Source organism: Photorhabdus sp. RM323S, from assembly GCF_042879375.1.
In the GTDB taxonomy this organism is placed as follows: Bacteria; Pseudomonadota; Gammaproteobacteria; order Enterobacterales; family Enterobacteriaceae; genus Photorhabdus; species Photorhabdus tasmaniensis.
In genome coordinates, this window is record NZ_JBHFKZ010000045.1 from 26447 (window position 1) to 43790 (window position 17344).

The window sequence follows — 17344 nt, forward strand, 5'->3', positions numbered from 1 at the left end:
ATTTAATATTCAAAGCAACCGCTGTATTCATTAAATACCGTGGTTTTCTGCTTAACCTCAGCTATAAATTAAAGGATTATTTATGGGGAAATCATCAAATAGAAGTACAGAGTATTTCTTTATTGGAAAGTATTACGACGATAATGATGGTAATAATATTACTGCTATTGGTGTTGGTGGTGACGTTTATGCTTATGGCGGGGATGACAATGTTACGGTTGGTTCATTTAAAGTCGATGTATACCATACAAATGGTGAACTTTCGGTAAAAGGCGCGTCAGGTTACGCAGGTATTTGTAAAACGGGAAATGGCGGCCTGTCATTTGCGGGTGGGGCAGGCGCTGCTTTCATTGATCATACGGGTGAAAAGGGGGATTTGTATTATTCGGGGGCTGCCGGTTATAACAAACTGGTTCGTAAAGGCTTATCGGGTGACACCCGTTTTAAGGGGGCGGGTGGATATAATGAGTTATGGCATGAAACTGACCGGGGCAATTTGTATTTTGTCGGCGCAGGGGCAGCTAATGATATTGACCGTACCTGGTTTAACCGTTATCAGGGGACTCAGGGTGATGTGACATTTAATGGCGCGGGTGCGGCAAACAGCATCAATTCGCGGATGGAAAGTGGTGATATCACTTTTGAAGGTGCCGGCGCGGATAATCATATTGTGCGGAAAGGCAGAGAAGGCAGCATTATCTTACGTGGCGCAGGAGCATCAAACCGCATTGAGCGTATACGCCACAGTGAGGATGTGTATGAACAGACTCGCGGTGATATCACTTTTGAAGGTGCCGGTGGCTATAACAAACTCTATTCCGATATTGCCCATAGTAATATCAATTTCTCTGGTGCAGGGGTTTATAACGAAATTACCCGGGCGGGTGCGGAGAATGAAATAGAATTTGCTCAAGCCAAAGATATTGTTATGACATCGGCAACAATGGAAGGGGATTGGATTGAGCAACCTCAGCTAGTTAACGCGATTAAATCCACCATAGAGCCTGACACTTATTTGTTTGCATTTGCCGATAATGTTAATACTAAAGTCGTTGCCGTGCGGCTCCAAAATGATCCTGATACCGGTAAACTCCGTTATTACGCTACCGCCTGGTATAAGGAAGGTCATCATCTTAAAGATTTGGCTGCGGAAAAGATCGCAATGAATAATGGATTTTTTCCGATTGAAAACGAAGAGGCGATTAATCTTGCCAGTATTAATCTTCTATATCGACAAACAACCACGATACATGGTATCGAGGAAGCGTTATTGCCAAGTAAGTGGGTGACTTATGCTGGCGGTACCCATGTTAAAGCGGAAAATGTCACACTGAGTGATGCCAAAATGGGAGGATATGCCATCTCTGCGGATGGTTCGAAAATTGATGTATCCGCAGTTAAATCAAACAGTTTGCCGAATACTTATGTGTATGCAACCTTTTTGGAACCCTATACCAAAGTGGTTGAAGTTAAACTGGCCAATGATTATGAAACAGGGAAACTGAAATATATTGCAAAAGCCTGGTATAAAAAGGGTGACTATACTGGTCGTTTAGCGAATGAAATATTTGCCTATCCTCATGGCTATAAATCAATCGGAGCAGGTTATACGTTAAGCCAGCTTCACTATGATTTAAATGTTGATCACAGTATTCCTGATCGTTTAGCTCGTCTTGAAGGCGATTCTGAGCAAGATCTTACCAAATCATCAATAACCAGTGGTGATAGCTCTGGCGATATTTATTTTAGCGGGGCGGGTGGTGGAAACGTTATTAGATCCAGCGTTACGGACGGTGATGTTAATTTCAACGGTGCGGGGGCGGCTAACGTTATTTTGCACAGTTCGAAATTCGGTAATACGCATTTTGAAGGTGCTGGTGCCGCCAATGTCATTGTGAAAAGTGGTGAAGAGGGCAATCTGACATTTCGTGGTGCGGGTTTAGCTAACGTCCTTGTTCACCAAAGCCTGAGGGGAGAAATGGATGTTTACGCCGGTGGTGCGGCAAATGTTCTTGTGCGGGTTGGTGACGGGCGATATCTGGCTCATCTTCTGGCTTATGGCAATATCTCGATCCACAAAGGCCATGGTGACAGCCAGATACAGATGTTGGGTGGTTACAACACCCATACCCAAATAGGTGATGGCAGTGCGAACTGGTCAGGGGCAGGCGGTTTTAATGTTATCACCCAAGCAGGAAAAGGGAATCTCTCCTCGGTACTTTTGGGCGGCGCTAACGTGCTGACTAAACTCGGTGCCGGTGATCTGGTTGCCGGTATGCTCGGCGGTGCCAACATTATCACCCATCTCGGTGATGAAATTGAAACATCAGACACGACGGCGATAGCACTGGGCGGAGCCAATATCCTCACCAAAAAAGGGCCGGGTAATACACTGGCGGTAATGAGTGGCGGTACAAACGTATTGACTCACATCGGTGACGGCAACACGACTGGGGTCATGCTGGGTGGCGCTAATATCCTGACTAAAGTAGGCGACGGCAATACGACCGGTACTATGCTTGGGGTGGGTAACGTGTTTACCCATGTCGGTGATGGGCTGACGTTGGGTATCATGGGAGCCGCCGGCAACATCTTCACTAAAGTTGGGGATGGCACTGCGATTGCGGCTATGCTTGGTGCGGGGAACATTTTTACTCATGTTGGCAACGGTGACGCGTGGGCGCTGATGGGTGGCATCGCAAACATCTTCACTAAAGTGGGTGATGGCGACGCATTAGCATTGATGATAGCCGCCGGTAACGTGTTTACCCATGTTGGTGATGGCATGAGCGTTGCCTTGATGCTGGCAAAAGGCAATATCGCGACCAAAGTGGGCAACGGCATAACGCTGTCGGCAATGATTGGCAAGGCGAATATCTTTACCCATGTTGGTGATGGCAATACCTTTGCTGCCATGATTGGTGGTGCCAATGTGTTGACCAAGGTTGGTGACGATCTGACGGCGGCTTTGATGGTGGGTAAAGCCAATATCTACTCGCATGTGGGTGATGGCACCAGTATTGGCTTGTTTGCCGGTGAGCTGAATGTCATGACCAAAGTCGGTGATGGCACAACGCTGGCGGCAATGTTTGGCCGGGCCAATATCATGACCCATGCCGGCAAGGGTTTAACCGGTGTTTTGGCGCTGGGTGAGGCCAATATTGTCACCAAAGTGGGTGATGATTTTATGGGGGTGGTTGCGGCGGCGAAAGCTAACGTCATCACGCATGTCGGCGATTCGACAACTGCGGCGGTACTGCTTGGCAAAGGCAATATTCTGACTAAAGTGGGAGAAGGCACGACAGTTGGTCTGCTTATTTCCGATGTGGGTAATGTTATGACACATATTGGTGATGGTACAACCGTGGGTTTCGCCAAAGGTAAAGCCAATATCATCACTAAAGTGGGGAATGGTACCGGGGTGAACGCCGTTTGGGGTGAGGCCAATGTCCTGACTCAGGTGGGTGATGGCGATCGTTACAACTTTGCCAAAGGTAAAGCGAACATCATTGCTAAAGTGGGGGATGAGCAGGAAGTCACGGTCGTTCAGGGTGATGCCAATATTATCACTCATATCGGTAACGGTGATGACTACACGGGAGCCTGGGGCAAAGCTAACGTTATCGCCCGGGTAGGCGACGGGCGTAATGTGGTGCTGGCTAAAGCCGATGCAAACATTGTGACTCAGGTTGGTCACGGTGACAGCTTTAATGCGTTGTGGAGTAAAAGCAATATCGTCACCAAAGTGGGTGATGGTATACAGGTGACCGCTGCGAAAGGCGAAGCCAATATCACGACTACGGTGGGGAATGGTTTAAATGTGACGGCCACGCATGGTGACCTTAATGTGAATACCAAAGTGGGTGACGGTGTTTCCGTTAACGTGGTGTGGGGTGAATATAACGCTAATACCAAAGTCGGAAATGGCCTGAATGTGGCGGTTATGAAAGGCGCAGGCAACGCCAATATTCAGGTTGGTGATGGTCTGGCTATCAACGCCTCTTATGCCCGCAATAACGTGGCGATTAAGATTGGCAACGGTGATTTTTACAGTTTTTCTGTTGCAGAAAGCAACAAACTCTCTTCCCTCTTTGAAAATATCAAACAAACTGCGTTAGGTGTGGCAGGCAGTCAGGCGATCAACTATCTGGTTCAGGGTGATGAAGCTAACACGTCTGGGACACATAAAGGCAGAGGCGCAATTAACTTAGTGGAAGTTTCTGCAATTGATGGTTTTCAGATGGATGAAATTGCGCCGGTAGATTCAGATTTAAGCCGTCGTCTCAGTGGTTCTGTAACTGCGGTGGAAAGGCCTGATATTGACTCGATAGAAAGCGCTTTGCATCGAAAAACAAGATCTATACCGAACCAGAATGGAAACCTGATCGTCAATGGTAACTTTGAGCAAGGTGGCTTGGGTTGGCAATCAACCAATGATATTGAGGCATATAACCCAGCGAGTGCTTATGGTCTTGATAATACCGGTTATGGCAAACGGGTCAGTGAACTTGATGTTGATAAAAACACGACGATTTCGCAGGAGTTGCAAAATCTGTCTGAGGGAGAAGTGATTTCGCTGACTTTTGATTTTGCGAGTCGTTTAAATGAGATAGGTCATGATCTCAGTGACAATGGAATCATGGTGTTGTGGAATGGTGAATCAGTATTCTCAGCTTCTGGGGAGCGGGCTATCTGGCACAGCCAAAAACTTGATTTAATGGCAAAAGCGGGGACTAACCGGATTGAATTTAAAGGTACAGGCCAGGATGATGGATTGGGCTATATCTTGGACAATATCGTTGCGCAATCTGAGCATCAACGACAAACCAATGCGGTTACCGAACATGCGAAACAGGATAAAGCGGCGCAAAATGCGCTAAACGATAAAGAAAAAGTCGAAAAAGATCGCCTGCTGTTGGAGCAGGAAAAAGATAAGCAACTGGCTGCTATTGAAAAATCGCAACTCCAATTGGAATTAACGGATAACAAAGCCCTTAACCAAAATGGATTGATGCAGCGCAATGCGATAGAAGCAGAAGCGCAAATGGAGACTGACAAACTGATTTCCATGACTCAGGGCTTGGAGGTGCTGGATGATTATGCCAATTACGACGGTGAAGCAAGTGACCCGTGGCGCGATCAATTTGCTGCCGAGTTTTTGGGGAGTGTTCAGTATGAGTTGGATTACACCAAATTGATTGCACAGAGAAAATTAGCGGCTGCTCAACAATATATTACTGATAACCAACAACAAATAGAAAAAACGGTAGCGAAATCAGAAGCGGGTGTAGCAAAAAGTGAGCAGCATCATGCCAGTGCAAAACAAGATATTGCCGACGCTAAGAAAAAAGCTGGGTTAAGAAAAGAAGAAGCGTTATCGCAGCAACAGCGGGCCGAAAAAGCTAAAAATAACGCTAATATTGCGTATCAGGATGCTAAAAAGCAGGGTGAGCGCGATACGGCTACGGCTGAAAATAAAGTTACTCAAGTACAAGCAGATGCTAAAGGCGCTAAACAGAGCGACGCCAGACCTGATCGCGTTGGGGCTGGTGGTAGTGGTTTATCTGGTAAAGCCTACGAATCAACAGGGGCAGGGGAAACCGGTAGCCATATAGATCCTGAATCTATGCCGGCAGTTAAAGGCAAATTCTACAAGGGCTTGGCCGAAAAAGAGCTACAGGCGCTGGCGGGCGCTAAACAAGCGATTAATCGTTTACAGATAAATGCAGGCATTCGCGCAGCAAGGACAGGTGTTTTGGATACATCAACGTTTGCCAAAACACAATCTGACAACCTGGCGGCTCCAACCTTAAACAGCTCCGGTGAATTTGTCAGAAGATCCCTGCGAATTTCAGGCGTTGATTTGCAATCGTTGGGGAATGATCCGCAAGGAGAGCAGCATAATTCCGTTATTTTTGACAAGCTAAAATTTAATTTATTGAAAGAAGGAAACAAGCTGTTTATCCATTCCGATGAGGGAACATTAGGCCAGAAAAAACAGCTGAGTAAGGTGTTGAACGCTGTACATGAAATTTTCAACAAAAAAATGATGCCCCATTTTGATGAAGAGCATGTATTGCAATTTGAACAGGCACTTTCTCATTGGCAACAACATAACCCAGCGGAATTTGCCCGGCGTAGCAGTCAAGTGGACTTAGTACGCTTTAAGACGGGCAGGATGATTGAGCACTTGCAAGCCCAGAGAGCCGAATCAGTTGGGATCCTTGGGATTACGGTGGTGCCTCAACATGCTGAACAACTTAATCCGCAAATAATACTTGATGGAATTGGACGTGTTGTAGGTCTGAAAGGTGGTGGTGTAACCAAAGACGACATTGATCGCCTTATTGAATGGCAAATGACACCGTTGACCCGAACAAACTCAATGACTGAACGGGAAGTACCCAGGACCGAAAGTGAAAGCCTCATTGCTTTCATGAGCCGACTGGAAGAGGTGGGTATCCCAGAAACTACATCTTTGGTTGAACGGGCCAGGGAACTCTGGCTCACCGGGCAGGTGACACCCAAAAAAACCATCAAGTTATTTAATGACGCCGCCACTCAGTTACAGGCATACCCTGAGTTGCACGCTTTGGTGCTTTCATTACAGACTGATGCTCGCAGAAAAAAGGCAACCACCCAATATATTGATAACTTATTTGGCCGCCGTTTTGATTCAGAATTGGCTCATGAGTTGGTGAAAACCGTGTCACCGGATGCGATAGCAGCAGCCAGGCGGACAGGTCAATTCCTGGTGCGGGAGTTTGAACAATGGATGCAGAATACCTCTAGTGCACCCGTGCGTGATATTGACCTCAGAATGCAAGCCTTTGCCAATACCATTAAGAAGGATATTCGCCCTTGGTTCAGCCGGGTACCTGAACTGACCACGTTCCTGCAACAGCCGACCTTTGATAACTTTAGAACCATGATGACCAAGGTGGATAACGGTTTTGAAATGATCAAAATACCGTTTCTGGCGGTAAAAATGTCGAACGTGGATGGCATGGGGTTGATTTCATCTCAATGGAAGGCGCAAGGGGATACTTTCTATCGGGAAGAAATCTACAAGAGCCGTTCGACCAGCAGTCAGTTAGCCAAATGGGCTGATGTAACACACAAAGTGAAGATAACGGAGCAGCAAACCAATGATTACGGTATTGCGCTGCCTTACCAGCCATCGGGTGAGCGGTACGAAGACTTTCTGTCTGGCAGGAAGGTTGCCGCCGGCAGAATTCTGACGCCCGGACATGAAACAGCGCTTGAACGTAACGCGCTGGCGCAAGGGCATTCCGTAGTGACGGGGGCCTCTGGCTCGACCAATATCATGGTTCACCTCAATAACTATATCGCCAGTCAAGATCCCACTTTCCCGGCGGATCAGGGATATCTGAATACATTGGTGTTCCTGGTGTTTGATGGCGGTCATTCCGTTAATGAAAGTCTGGTCGTTTACAAAGCGTTACAAGCGACGGGCGATGGACGCAGGCAGGTACTGCAAAACTACACAGCCAGTTATATGGACCTGATGGATATCGCCGGAGATAAAGGGAAGCTATGGATAAGTCAGGCATTAAATAGTGCTTTTGAGAAAACTCAGCACCTCTATCGGCAATATGATTTGGAGAAAAAACAGGGTGGTTCTCCTGTGGAAACGTTACACGCGTTATCTGACAAAAATAACGTTTCAGAGTCAGTGATAATCAGGAATGACGACACTCCGCCGCGCGATCATGGATCTTTAAATCCGCTGACTCAATTCTTTAACAACGAACTTTATGGTCTTAAAGAAGATCGCCGTTATATCAGTGATGAGACTCAGGTGGACTTGAACGAGGCTGTTAATCATGGCAAATCAAGCAAAATCACCCTAAAAGGTGGGCTGGGGCGTTTAACCGGATATTATCATCTGGGGGACGTGGGATCTGGCAGCCCTTCAACAACGGCAACGAAAAAAGTGGTGCTGTTTATTCATGGTTCAGGATTATCCGCAGAGGAACAAGCCAGCGCTATCCAAAGTCATTATCAAAAACAAGGTATTGATATGCTTGCCATCAACATGCGTGGATATGGTGGCAGTGATGGTGGGCCAAGTGAGAAAGGGCTTTATCAAGATGCCCGGACAATGTTCCGGTATTTGGTGAAAGATCGTGGTATTGATCCGGGTAACATCATCCTTCATGGTTATTCCATTGGAGGGCCAGTTGCGGCTGATCTTGCCCGCTATGCAGCACAAAATAATCAAGCCGTGTCCGGTTTGTTACTCGACAGGCCAATGCCGAGTATGGTTGAAGCCATAACCGAGCATGAAATACCAAACCCTGGCGGCATCACAGAGGCATTGGCAAAAGTGATGAATGGGCAATTTTCAGTAGAAAAAAACCTTAAAGGTTTGCCGATCAATACGCCAATCATGTTGTTGACTGACAATCAAAATCTTGGTCATCAGGGGGAAAAGCTACGTGCGAGGCTAATCTCCTCCGGTTACCACGTATCGGGTGAACAAACCTTCCACGGTCATGAAGAAAGTAGCGCCTTGATGAGTCAATATGCAGACAGAATAGTCTCGACTTTCTCTGATGCTCAAAATAAACATCGTGCTGTGGTAAAGAACCTTGCGCAAAAGCGTGAAGCCCGTGGAACCCGCTTTGATGGTCAGCTCATTATTCAAATGGAAAATGATCCAGTTGTAGCGAAAGCCGCGATCAACCTGGCGGGGAAACACCCGAGATCCAGCGTCGTCGTTAAACTTGAACCTGACGGGAAATATCATGTCGTTTATGGCGATCCCGACGAATTATCAGGCAAATTACGCTGGCAGATTGTTGGTCATGGCCGGGAAGAATCAGCTCAAAATAACACACGTCTGAGTGGCTACAGTGCCGACGAACTGGCGATAAAACTGAAACAGTTCAGACAAAACTTTCGCCAGGCGGGGGAACCTGAACGAATTAGTATAGTGGGTTGCTCACTGATTAGTGATGATAAACGGGATGGTTTTGCCTATCGTTTTATTGTTGCCTTAAATGAACAAGGTATCCGCAGTGAGGTTTCTGCGCGTCGCAGTGAAGTTGCGGTTGATGCAACTGGCCGTAAATTTACCCGCGATAAAAATCATCAGTGGGTTAACAAACTGGACGATAACAAACGGGTATTACGCTGGAATGAACAGGGTGAACCGGCGACCAGAACAGAAAAAGTGCGTCGTGGCATAGCAGAGAGTGATATCAACCTTGCTAGTGTGGGGTACAGAGAGGCTGATGCGGTGAGCAGAGGGATAATTGCGGATAACGTTAATATTTTCACTGCACCGGGGAAGAGAAAAAACAGGATTGAAGTCAGCTCAAACCATCGACCGGATAAATCGCTGACTTACTCCGGTAACATTCAGGTGAACGTGGGTAACGGTGAATTTACGGCGATCAACTGGGGAACATCAAACGTGGGTGTCAAAATCGGGATCGGTGGATTTAAATCACTGGCCTTCGGTGACAACAATGTGATGGTTCACATCGGTGATGGCGACAGTAAGCACAGTGTCAATATCGGTGGCTATCAAGCACTTGAAGGGGCTCAGATGTTTATTGGTAACCGCAACGTCAGCTTCAATCAGGGCCGCAGTAATGACCTGATAGTGATGATGGACAAATCAATCCCAACGCCACCGTTGGTTAATCCATTTGATGGTGCTGCTCGTATTACGGGTGTACTGAAAGCTATAGCTCATTCTGGCAAAGAGCGGAATTGGTTGGCGGCACAGAATCGGCAGTGGACGCTATCTGGTGCGAAGAAATTTGTGCACGATATGTCTGGTCTGGACCAAACCAGCAGTGTGGACTACCAAACGTTGGTTGATCTGAATTCGCAACATGAACGCAGTAGCCGTGGCTTAAAAAGTGACACGGAAGCTGCACTGAACAAACAATACAACCAATGGTTAAGTGGTAACGGCAACCATATTGATCCGGGCAAAATGAGCCGTGCAGATAAATTCCGTCAAGCCAATGAAAAGCTGGCCTTTAATTTTGCGATTGGTGGTCAGGGGGCGGATATTCAGGTCACAACCGGTAGCTGGAACTTTATGTTTGGTGACCATATACAATCGATTCTGGATACCAACCTGGGTTCACTGTTTGGTTTAATGACGCAGCAATACTCGACAACCGGTATGGCGCGAACAACATTTACCTATAATCCACGGGATTTACCGCGTCAGCTTAAGAACAAACTGCTTGGCCGATTAGCGAGTGTTAAAGCGGACACCACCTTAGCGGATATCTTTGGTGTGGATTACACCGCAGAGGGGCGGATTGTTTCTCGCACTGGTGAACTGGTTGATGGCAAGGCTATTTTGCAAGAGATGTTGTCAACTATTGGGCAATTCAGTGGTGATCAACTGCGAGCCTTCACTGATCCGGATAAATTAAATGATGGTTTAAAACAGAACATCAAGATGCATGCTGATGGTATGGAAGCCTTTTTTGTCAGTCATGGACTAAAAGAGAAAGCGCCTAATGAACATCAGGAAAAAAGATCGCGGGTGGCCATTAACGGCGGGAAGACACCGGTTGATGACAAATCAGAGCGTGCATTTGGCTTTAATTCGTTAAATCTGCCTAACCTGTTTGCGACGATATTCAGCGAACATAAACAAGAAGAGATGAAATCATTAGTCACCAATTTGAAAAAGAATCTGACCGCAGATCTGCTCAATATGGAGCAGAAAACCTTTGATTTCCTGCGTAATAGTGGTCACTTGCAAGGGGATGGCGATGTCCATGTCTCGTTGGGGAACTATAACTTCAACTGGGGTGGTGACGGTAAAGATCTCGGCGCTTATCTGGGAGACAACAATAACTTCTGGGGAGGCCGTGGTGATGACGTTTATTACTCAATTGGCACATCTAACATCTTTACGGGCGGTGAAGGTAATGATCTGGGTGTCCTGATGGGACGTGAAAACTGGATGTTTGGCGGTCATGGCGATGACACCGCAGTGGTGGCCGGACGCATTAACCATGTATTTATGGGGGAGGGGAATGACCAGACATTTGTTTTTGGCGAAGGTGGTTTTATTGATGCGGGTAAAGGCCGGGACTACGTTGTGACTTCCGGCAACTACAACCGGGTGGATACTGGGGAAGATCAGGATTATGCCGTGACCATCGGCAATAATAACCGGGTAGAGTTAGGTGAAGGTAATGACTTTGCCAGAGTATTTGGTAATGACAACCGCATTGATGGTAACACCGGCAACGATGTGATTAAGCTGATGGGTTACCATGCGGTGATCAATGGCGGAGACGGTGATGACCACCTGATAGCCGCTGCTATTTCGAAATTCAGTCAGTTTGATGGTGGGGAGGGGCAAGATCTGCTGGCGCTGGGGGGGTATCAAAACCATTTCTGGGGTGGCGCGGGCGTAGACAGCTTTGTGGTCAGTGGTAAAGTGATAGAGAGTCGGGTTAATGATATCAGCGCAGAAGACATGATTGTCTTTAACGATGTTGACTGGCAAAACTTGTGGTTCCAGCGTAGCGGATATGATTTGGTATTATCAGTGAATCGTCATACTCAGGATGGAACAGAGCAGGGCATATTTGAGTCAGTGGGTTCCGTCACCTTTAATAATTACTTTAATGGCAATCGCGCCAAATTGGTGACTCAGATGGGGCGTAAGGACGGAACAGGAGAGCGTGAATTTACTGCACTTTCAGACAACGCGGTTGATTCCTTGATTCAGGCCATGAGCGGTTTTTCCCCGACAGTGGGTGATAATGGTTTTATTGACAGCCTGGACAGTAAAGCCAAAGCCGCCATTACGACGGCGTGGATAGATACCACGATGGGAAAAGGGAAATTTGCCTGATTAATTTGCTATAAGTAAGTAAAAAAGTTTTTGTAAAAGTAAATAGCATACTTAAAGAACAACCATATTGTTGAAACAACAGAAATAAGTTGTTGTTGAGTATGCTATTGAATTTCCTGTTCATGGTCACTGTCGTGTTTGCATTGAGTGCATTCAGTTTATTGTTGCTTGTGCTATAGTGTGTACATTTCAACTGTACAGGTGATTCTATGAAAATTATCAACTTCACGGATGCTAGGGCAAAACTATCCGATGTTTACAAAACCGCAGTTGGCGGTGAGCCAGTGATCATTCTCCATAAGTCATTTGGTAAGGCGGTACTCATTTCGGAGGCTGAATATCGTGAGTTTGCGGCCAATAAATTAAAGCAGGACGTGACGGCAATATTTGACGAATTTGATGCTGAACTTAGGGAATTGAGTGACCTATGATTTTCCATATTTCTCTTGATGAGATTTGTTATATCAGAGAAGAGTTAATTGATCGATACGGTGGCCTGCGTGGTGTTGTGGATATTGGTCGAGTTGATGCTGTTTTGTATCGTATTCAAGCATTGTGTGAATATGAAGCGTTGACCGACTTGTTTGAGATAGCTGGCTATTATTTTGTCGCCATTGCCAGAGGTCGTGTTTTCGCTGATGGAAATAAACGTACCGCTTTAACAACAGCTCTATTCTTTCTGAAAAAAAACGGGGTTATCGTTCAAAGATCGCCGGAATTGGTGGAACTAACAGTATTAGCGGCAGCGGGTGATAATGTGAGAGATAACATTGCTAAATGTTTTTTCCGAAATAGCATGAATAATTGTCCTTTGTAATTGGTTATCTATTTTTCTTCACTGGGTAATTAACAAAGAACTGATATTGATAGCCCAGTGAGGAAATAATGAATACGGCTTTTTCTGTTATTGAGCCAGGCAGTTTAAGGGCTGAAATTATGGAAATCGTCTATTGTGGAGAACTGAATAAAATATTATTAATCTCTACGTGGCTTACGTTAAAATGGTCAACGAATTCAAATAGAAACACTCAAAACTATATATCATCAGCTCTAACACACCGGATTAATATCCTGACGCTTTTTGCCGCCCGAATTAGGCGAAAACATCCGACGATGTTTATTCATTCCATACAACGGGGAGTAATTAACAGGCTATTTTTGTGACGCATGTCACATTTTTGTTATGTTCATAGGATAAATATTGTAATCTTATGGTCATAAAACTCAGAGGACGAAATTCCCTGTTATTTATTTCCACGCGACTCAGCTGGAAACTGTTTTAGTGTGCTCTCAAACGCCACATATTCAGTGACGGATATTTCCCGCTTTCATTTTTTACTGCGGAACAGGCCGGAACTATTTTTGTATTCAGGGCCATCAAGTTGAAACAGCGGCTCGGTAATATGAAAAAACGCTGCACGGCGCTATTTAAAAGGGCAGAAGCGAATGATGCGTTTAATGGCCTCCGGTGTTATCTGGGTTTCCCGATTAAGGTTCAATGATATAAGGTTTCAAATATGGATGGATTAGTTTTCACCTGCCACATTGGCGCACTATCTCAAACAACTTTTCAGGTATCGCAATTTACCTTGCAGGAAGAGTTGTCACAGCTTTATAGCCTGACGTTAACGGTGGTTAGCGCACGTGATGATATTCCCTTAAATGAACAACTGGGGGACCTCGCCTCCCTGACCATTACCCGTAATGGCGTCACCGAACGCACCATTCATGGTTTGATAGCTGGTGCTGAACAGGGTAATACCGACGGGCGTCGCACTTTTTATACCTTCACTATCCGCCCCACCCTGTGGCTGATGACGCTGAATCAGGACAGCCGTATCTTCCATCGGCAGTCTGTTCCGGAGATCCTGGCGCAATTACTTAAAGAGCACCGTATCTTATTTGTCCGCGATACGCTCTATAAACGCCATGCGGAACGGGAATACACCACGCAAAAACGCGAATCAGCCTATGATTTTTGGTGCCGGCTGGCGGCAGAAGAGGGCATTATCTTCTGGTTTGAGGAAAAACATCTGTTGTTCTGTGATTGCCACCTGGGTATGCGGGCGGATATCGATCTGACTTACAATACGCACCCTGAACCGGACGATACCGATACCACTGTGTACCAATGGCATTATGGCGAATACCTGTGCCCGAATGGCACTGTCCAGAAAGACTATAACTTTATGAACCCCAAATATCCGCTCGAACACCGGAAGACAGCTGGCAAAAGTGGACACCGTTCGGTATTTGAAAGCTACGGGCGTTTCCAGTGGGATGAGCAAGGAAAACCGTTTACCCAATTGCGGCTAGAGCAGTTACAAAACTACAGCAAAGTCGGCACGGCCCAAACCCACTGTATCCGGCTTCATCCGGGCAAAATTTTTACGCTGCAATCCCACCCAATAGCAGCGATGAATACCCACTGGCAGGTGCTGTCTGTCACTCATTATGGACGGCAACCTATCGCATCAAACGACGAGGGTGAAGGAACCACACTGACAAACGATGTCACCTTTATTCCAGGACACCAGGACTGGCGGCCCCCTTACCGCTATAAACCCCTGGCGGACGGTGATGAAATCGCCACGGTGGTCGGGGCGGGAAACGAAGAGATTTATGTGAATAAACACGGCGAGATACGTATCCACTTCCATTGGAACCGTTACGATGAAGCGGACGACCTCGCTTCCTGTTGGGTTCGGGTAGCACAAGGCTGGAGCGGCAGCGGTTACGGATTTATGGCGATACCTCGCGTCGGACAGGAGGTGATAGTCAGCTATCTCAACGGCGATATTGACCGCCCGATTGTCACAGGTTGTACCTACAACGGCCTCAACCGCCCGCCCCTTGATTTACCGGCAGAGAAAACCTATACCACATTTAAAACCCGCACTCACAGAGGACAGGGATTTAATGAGCTGCGCTTTGAGGATGCCAAAGACAGAGAGGAAGTGTTTATTCATGCTCAACGGGATATGAAAACTCAGATCCTCCGGGATAAAACCACGCAGATAGGCAATGACCAGAAAACAGACGTTGCGCATAACCGCACGGCGATAATTAAACACGATGATGACGAAGCCGTGCAGGGCTTCCAGACGCGGGAAGTTGGTCAAAACCAAACGGTGACGATTAAAGGTCAGCAAGCCATTTCAATTGGTAAAAGCCATCAATTGAACGTCGCCGATAATCAGCAAATTACCGTGGGTAAACATATCACTGTGCACTCTGACAGCGGACAAATCACTATTGGGAACGCTGGCGGCCAGATAGTGATTGACCCGATGGGAAATATTCGTCTTGAGGGGGTCAGCATCACCATGACTGACCATATTACTGGAAAGAAATCCGCCGGTGCCCTGTTTGACTATTCTGCCCGCTATACCCTGCTCAGTGAGCAGAGCGATAAGCCGCTGGTGAATGCCCCCTACATCATCACCACTGGCGATGGTCAGGTCATCCCGGGTAAAACTGACGCACTGGGCAGAACCCTGACCGTGCAGAGTGCGGCTGAGGAAAATCTGCAACTGAATTCACCGCAAGCAACACCCAAGCCGAAGAAAACCGTATACGAGGTCAGTGATAACACGCTCGTAGAGTATGTTATGGAATTTAAGGAGAAATAAGTATGGCTATACCCAACAGCGGCAAGATGTGTCCAGCCGTCACCTCAATCACCTGCACCATGGAAATAGGGGTTTTTCCCGCCGATGAAGATCCCTGCTACCTGGCGAAAAAAGCTGAATATGCCCAGCGACTGCCGGCAATGATTATCACTAAACTGGGGGCGATTCGCTTTCTTAAACAGATTGTCATGAGCGGATTAATCAAAGTTGAAGAGTATAAGCACGATTTCCTGTGGCCTTATAAAGCAGAAGTGGTGTTTGCTATCCGAGGAGCTCAAGATGTTCCTCTGCCCATGCTGGCGACCAGCCAAGACTCTAAGCAGCGTTATGGTGATAACTTACCGCAATCCAGTAATCCGTTTGCCCGGCCTTCTGCGGAAGACGCAGAGAAATTTGGAATTGTTGGTATTCGCCGCCCCGATATTATTCTGGTTAAAGATGAGGATCTCCGCTGGCCGGGCAGAAATGCCACCTACTTTGATGGTTCTGTGCACCCTGATAATCTAAAAATGTTGATTGAGGTGAAATTTCCGGGGGATGATCTAAGTAGAGATCAAGAACAAGATTATATCCAGATTGCTACCCGTTCTCGCTTTGGGGTGCTGCGTGTCATCGATAGCCGCACAGAAGAGCAAAAACAGTATGATGAAGCGTGGCGAAAACATTACCAACCCGGTTCCCAGCACTATAAAAATCCGATACCGTTGGCCCCGCTACCACCCGGTTCGCCGCCTGACGATAATGCATTACCTCCCCCCACACCTCCCGAAGAAGGCGTACCGGGGACTATTCCGCAACCCCTGACCAAAAAACTCCCACTTATCAGTACCTCCCCCTGGTCTTTTTTACCCAGCTATGAAGACTGGGTTGTCCTCGGGCAGGAGGTGGCTGGTCTGGCCGAAAATGGGTTGCATTATGTCCGCGACAGTACCCGGGAGCGCCTTGCTCAGTTTGGTCTCTGGTTCAATCAAGCGGGCAAGTGGGTGTGTGAAGAAATTATTGACCCGATAAACCATCAGGCCAGTTACGCGTTTTCCTGGATCAGTGAACAGACGGGGAAAATTGTGACCTGGACGGAGAGTGAGATAAAAGCCCAATGGCAGACCGTGCAACAGGGTTCGGATATCACCCTGGAAGAGCTAAAAAGTATTAGCTGGATGCAAATATTTAAAGCGGTCGGTGAAGACATGTTGGAAGTCGTGGTAATTATTGCCGGTGTTGCCGTTGTTATTCTCGTCACCCTCGCCGTCGCTGCTGCGCTGATTGCACTGGTGGAAATTTTAACTGCTGCCGCAGCGATCAGCGCCGCCGCATTAGCCGCTGTCCTGGCAATATTGGCGAGTGTGACATTCGCCAGTGCTTCATAATGAAAGGAGAGAAATATGAAAACTTTGGATTATTTTGCCCAGTTAAGATCACAACTGGCTGCGTTTACTTTCCTCAATGGCGATGGGCTGACTGTTTCCCGTCTGGGTATCTCGATAACCCTGTTTTTTAAACAGGGTTACACCCCGGAGAAAAAGCAACGCATTCTGGCCTGTTATTGCCGCTTTCGCGAAGAGTTCAGCACTTACCTGCGTTTTCACCGTCATGCACTGAAAGGGCTAAAAAAGTATTCACCCGAAAATATTGCCAAAGTGGAAGAAGGTATTCTTAATCAGAAAAAGAATCAGCCTTCTACTTGGGATATTAGTGACGCAAAAAATATCTATGAAGCCCCCCGCTATCTGATGCATTATCTGGATTCCCGGGAAATAAGTGGTGACAACAGTAGCTCCTACCTGAGTCTGGTGCTGCCCTGGGATTATCTAAAAGAGCAGGAGGGCATGGCTCGCTTTATGGC

The 17344-nt window shown here is 46.8% G+C and carries 6 protein-coding genes; all 6 read left to right on the top strand.

What is annotated here, in order from left to right; genetic code table 11:
• Nucleotides 1–82 precede the first annotated feature (82 nt).
• Nucleotides 83–11869, top strand: coding sequence for an MARTX multifunctional-autoprocessing repeats-in-toxin holotoxin RtxA (gene rtxA, locus ACGF7G_RS16615; RefSeq protein WP_387466915.1), 11787 nt, complete (start codon nt 83–85; stop codon nt 11867–11869).
• A 209-nt stretch (nt 11870–12078) separates the two neighbouring features.
• A complete protein-coding gene (locus ACGF7G_RS16620; protein ID WP_387466917.1) occupies nt 12079–12300 on the top strand; it encodes a type II toxin-antitoxin system Phd/YefM family antitoxin in 222 nt (73 codons plus the stop codon).
• Nucleotides 12297–12686, top strand: coding sequence for a type II toxin-antitoxin system death-on-curing family toxin (locus ACGF7G_RS16625; protein ID WP_387466918.1), 390 nt, complete (start codon nt 12297–12299; stop codon nt 12684–12686). Before ACGF7G_RS16620 ends, ACGF7G_RS16625 begins: the two co-directional genes overlap by 4 nt.
• 700 nt (nt 12687–13386) lie before the next feature.
• Nucleotides 13387–15501 (top strand): type VI secretion system tip protein TssI/VgrG, encoded by a 2115-nt coding sequence (gene tssI, locus ACGF7G_RS16630; protein ID WP_387466920.1) that lies wholly within the window; start codon nt 13387–13389, stop codon nt 15499–15501.
• 2 nt (nt 15502–15503) lie between these two features.
• Nucleotides 15504–16868 carry a VRR-NUC domain-containing protein gene (locus tag ACGF7G_RS16635; protein WP_387466921.1) on the top strand — a complete coding sequence of 455 codons (1365 nt, stop codon included), beginning with the start codon at nt 15504–15506 and terminating at the stop codon, nt 16866–16868.
• 15 nt (nt 16869–16883) lie between these two features.
• A partial coding sequence (locus ACGF7G_RS16640; protein ID WP_387466923.1) for a type VI immunity family protein occupies nt 16884–17344 on the top strand: 461 nt, incomplete at its 3' end.

Bases quoted from the DNA above. Each gene is read 5' to 3' on its own strand.
- rtxA (WP_387466915.1), top strand. From the start codon at position 83: ATGGGGAAATCATCAAATAGAAGTACAGAGTATTTCTTTATTGGAAAG.
- ACGF7G_RS16620 (WP_387466917.1), top strand. From the start codon at position 12,079: ATGAAAATTATCAACTTCACGGATGCTAGGGCAAAACTATCCGATGTT.
- ACGF7G_RS16625 (WP_387466918.1), top strand. From the start codon at position 12,297: ATGATTTTCCATATTTCTCTTGATGAGATTTGTTATATCAGAGAAGAG.
- tssI (WP_387466920.1), top strand. From the start codon at position 13,387: ATGGATGGATTAGTTTTCACCTGCCACATTGGCGCACTATCTCAAACA.
- ACGF7G_RS16635 (WP_387466921.1), top strand. From the start codon at position 15,504: ATGGCTATACCCAACAGCGGCAAGATGTGTCCAGCCGTCACCTCAATC.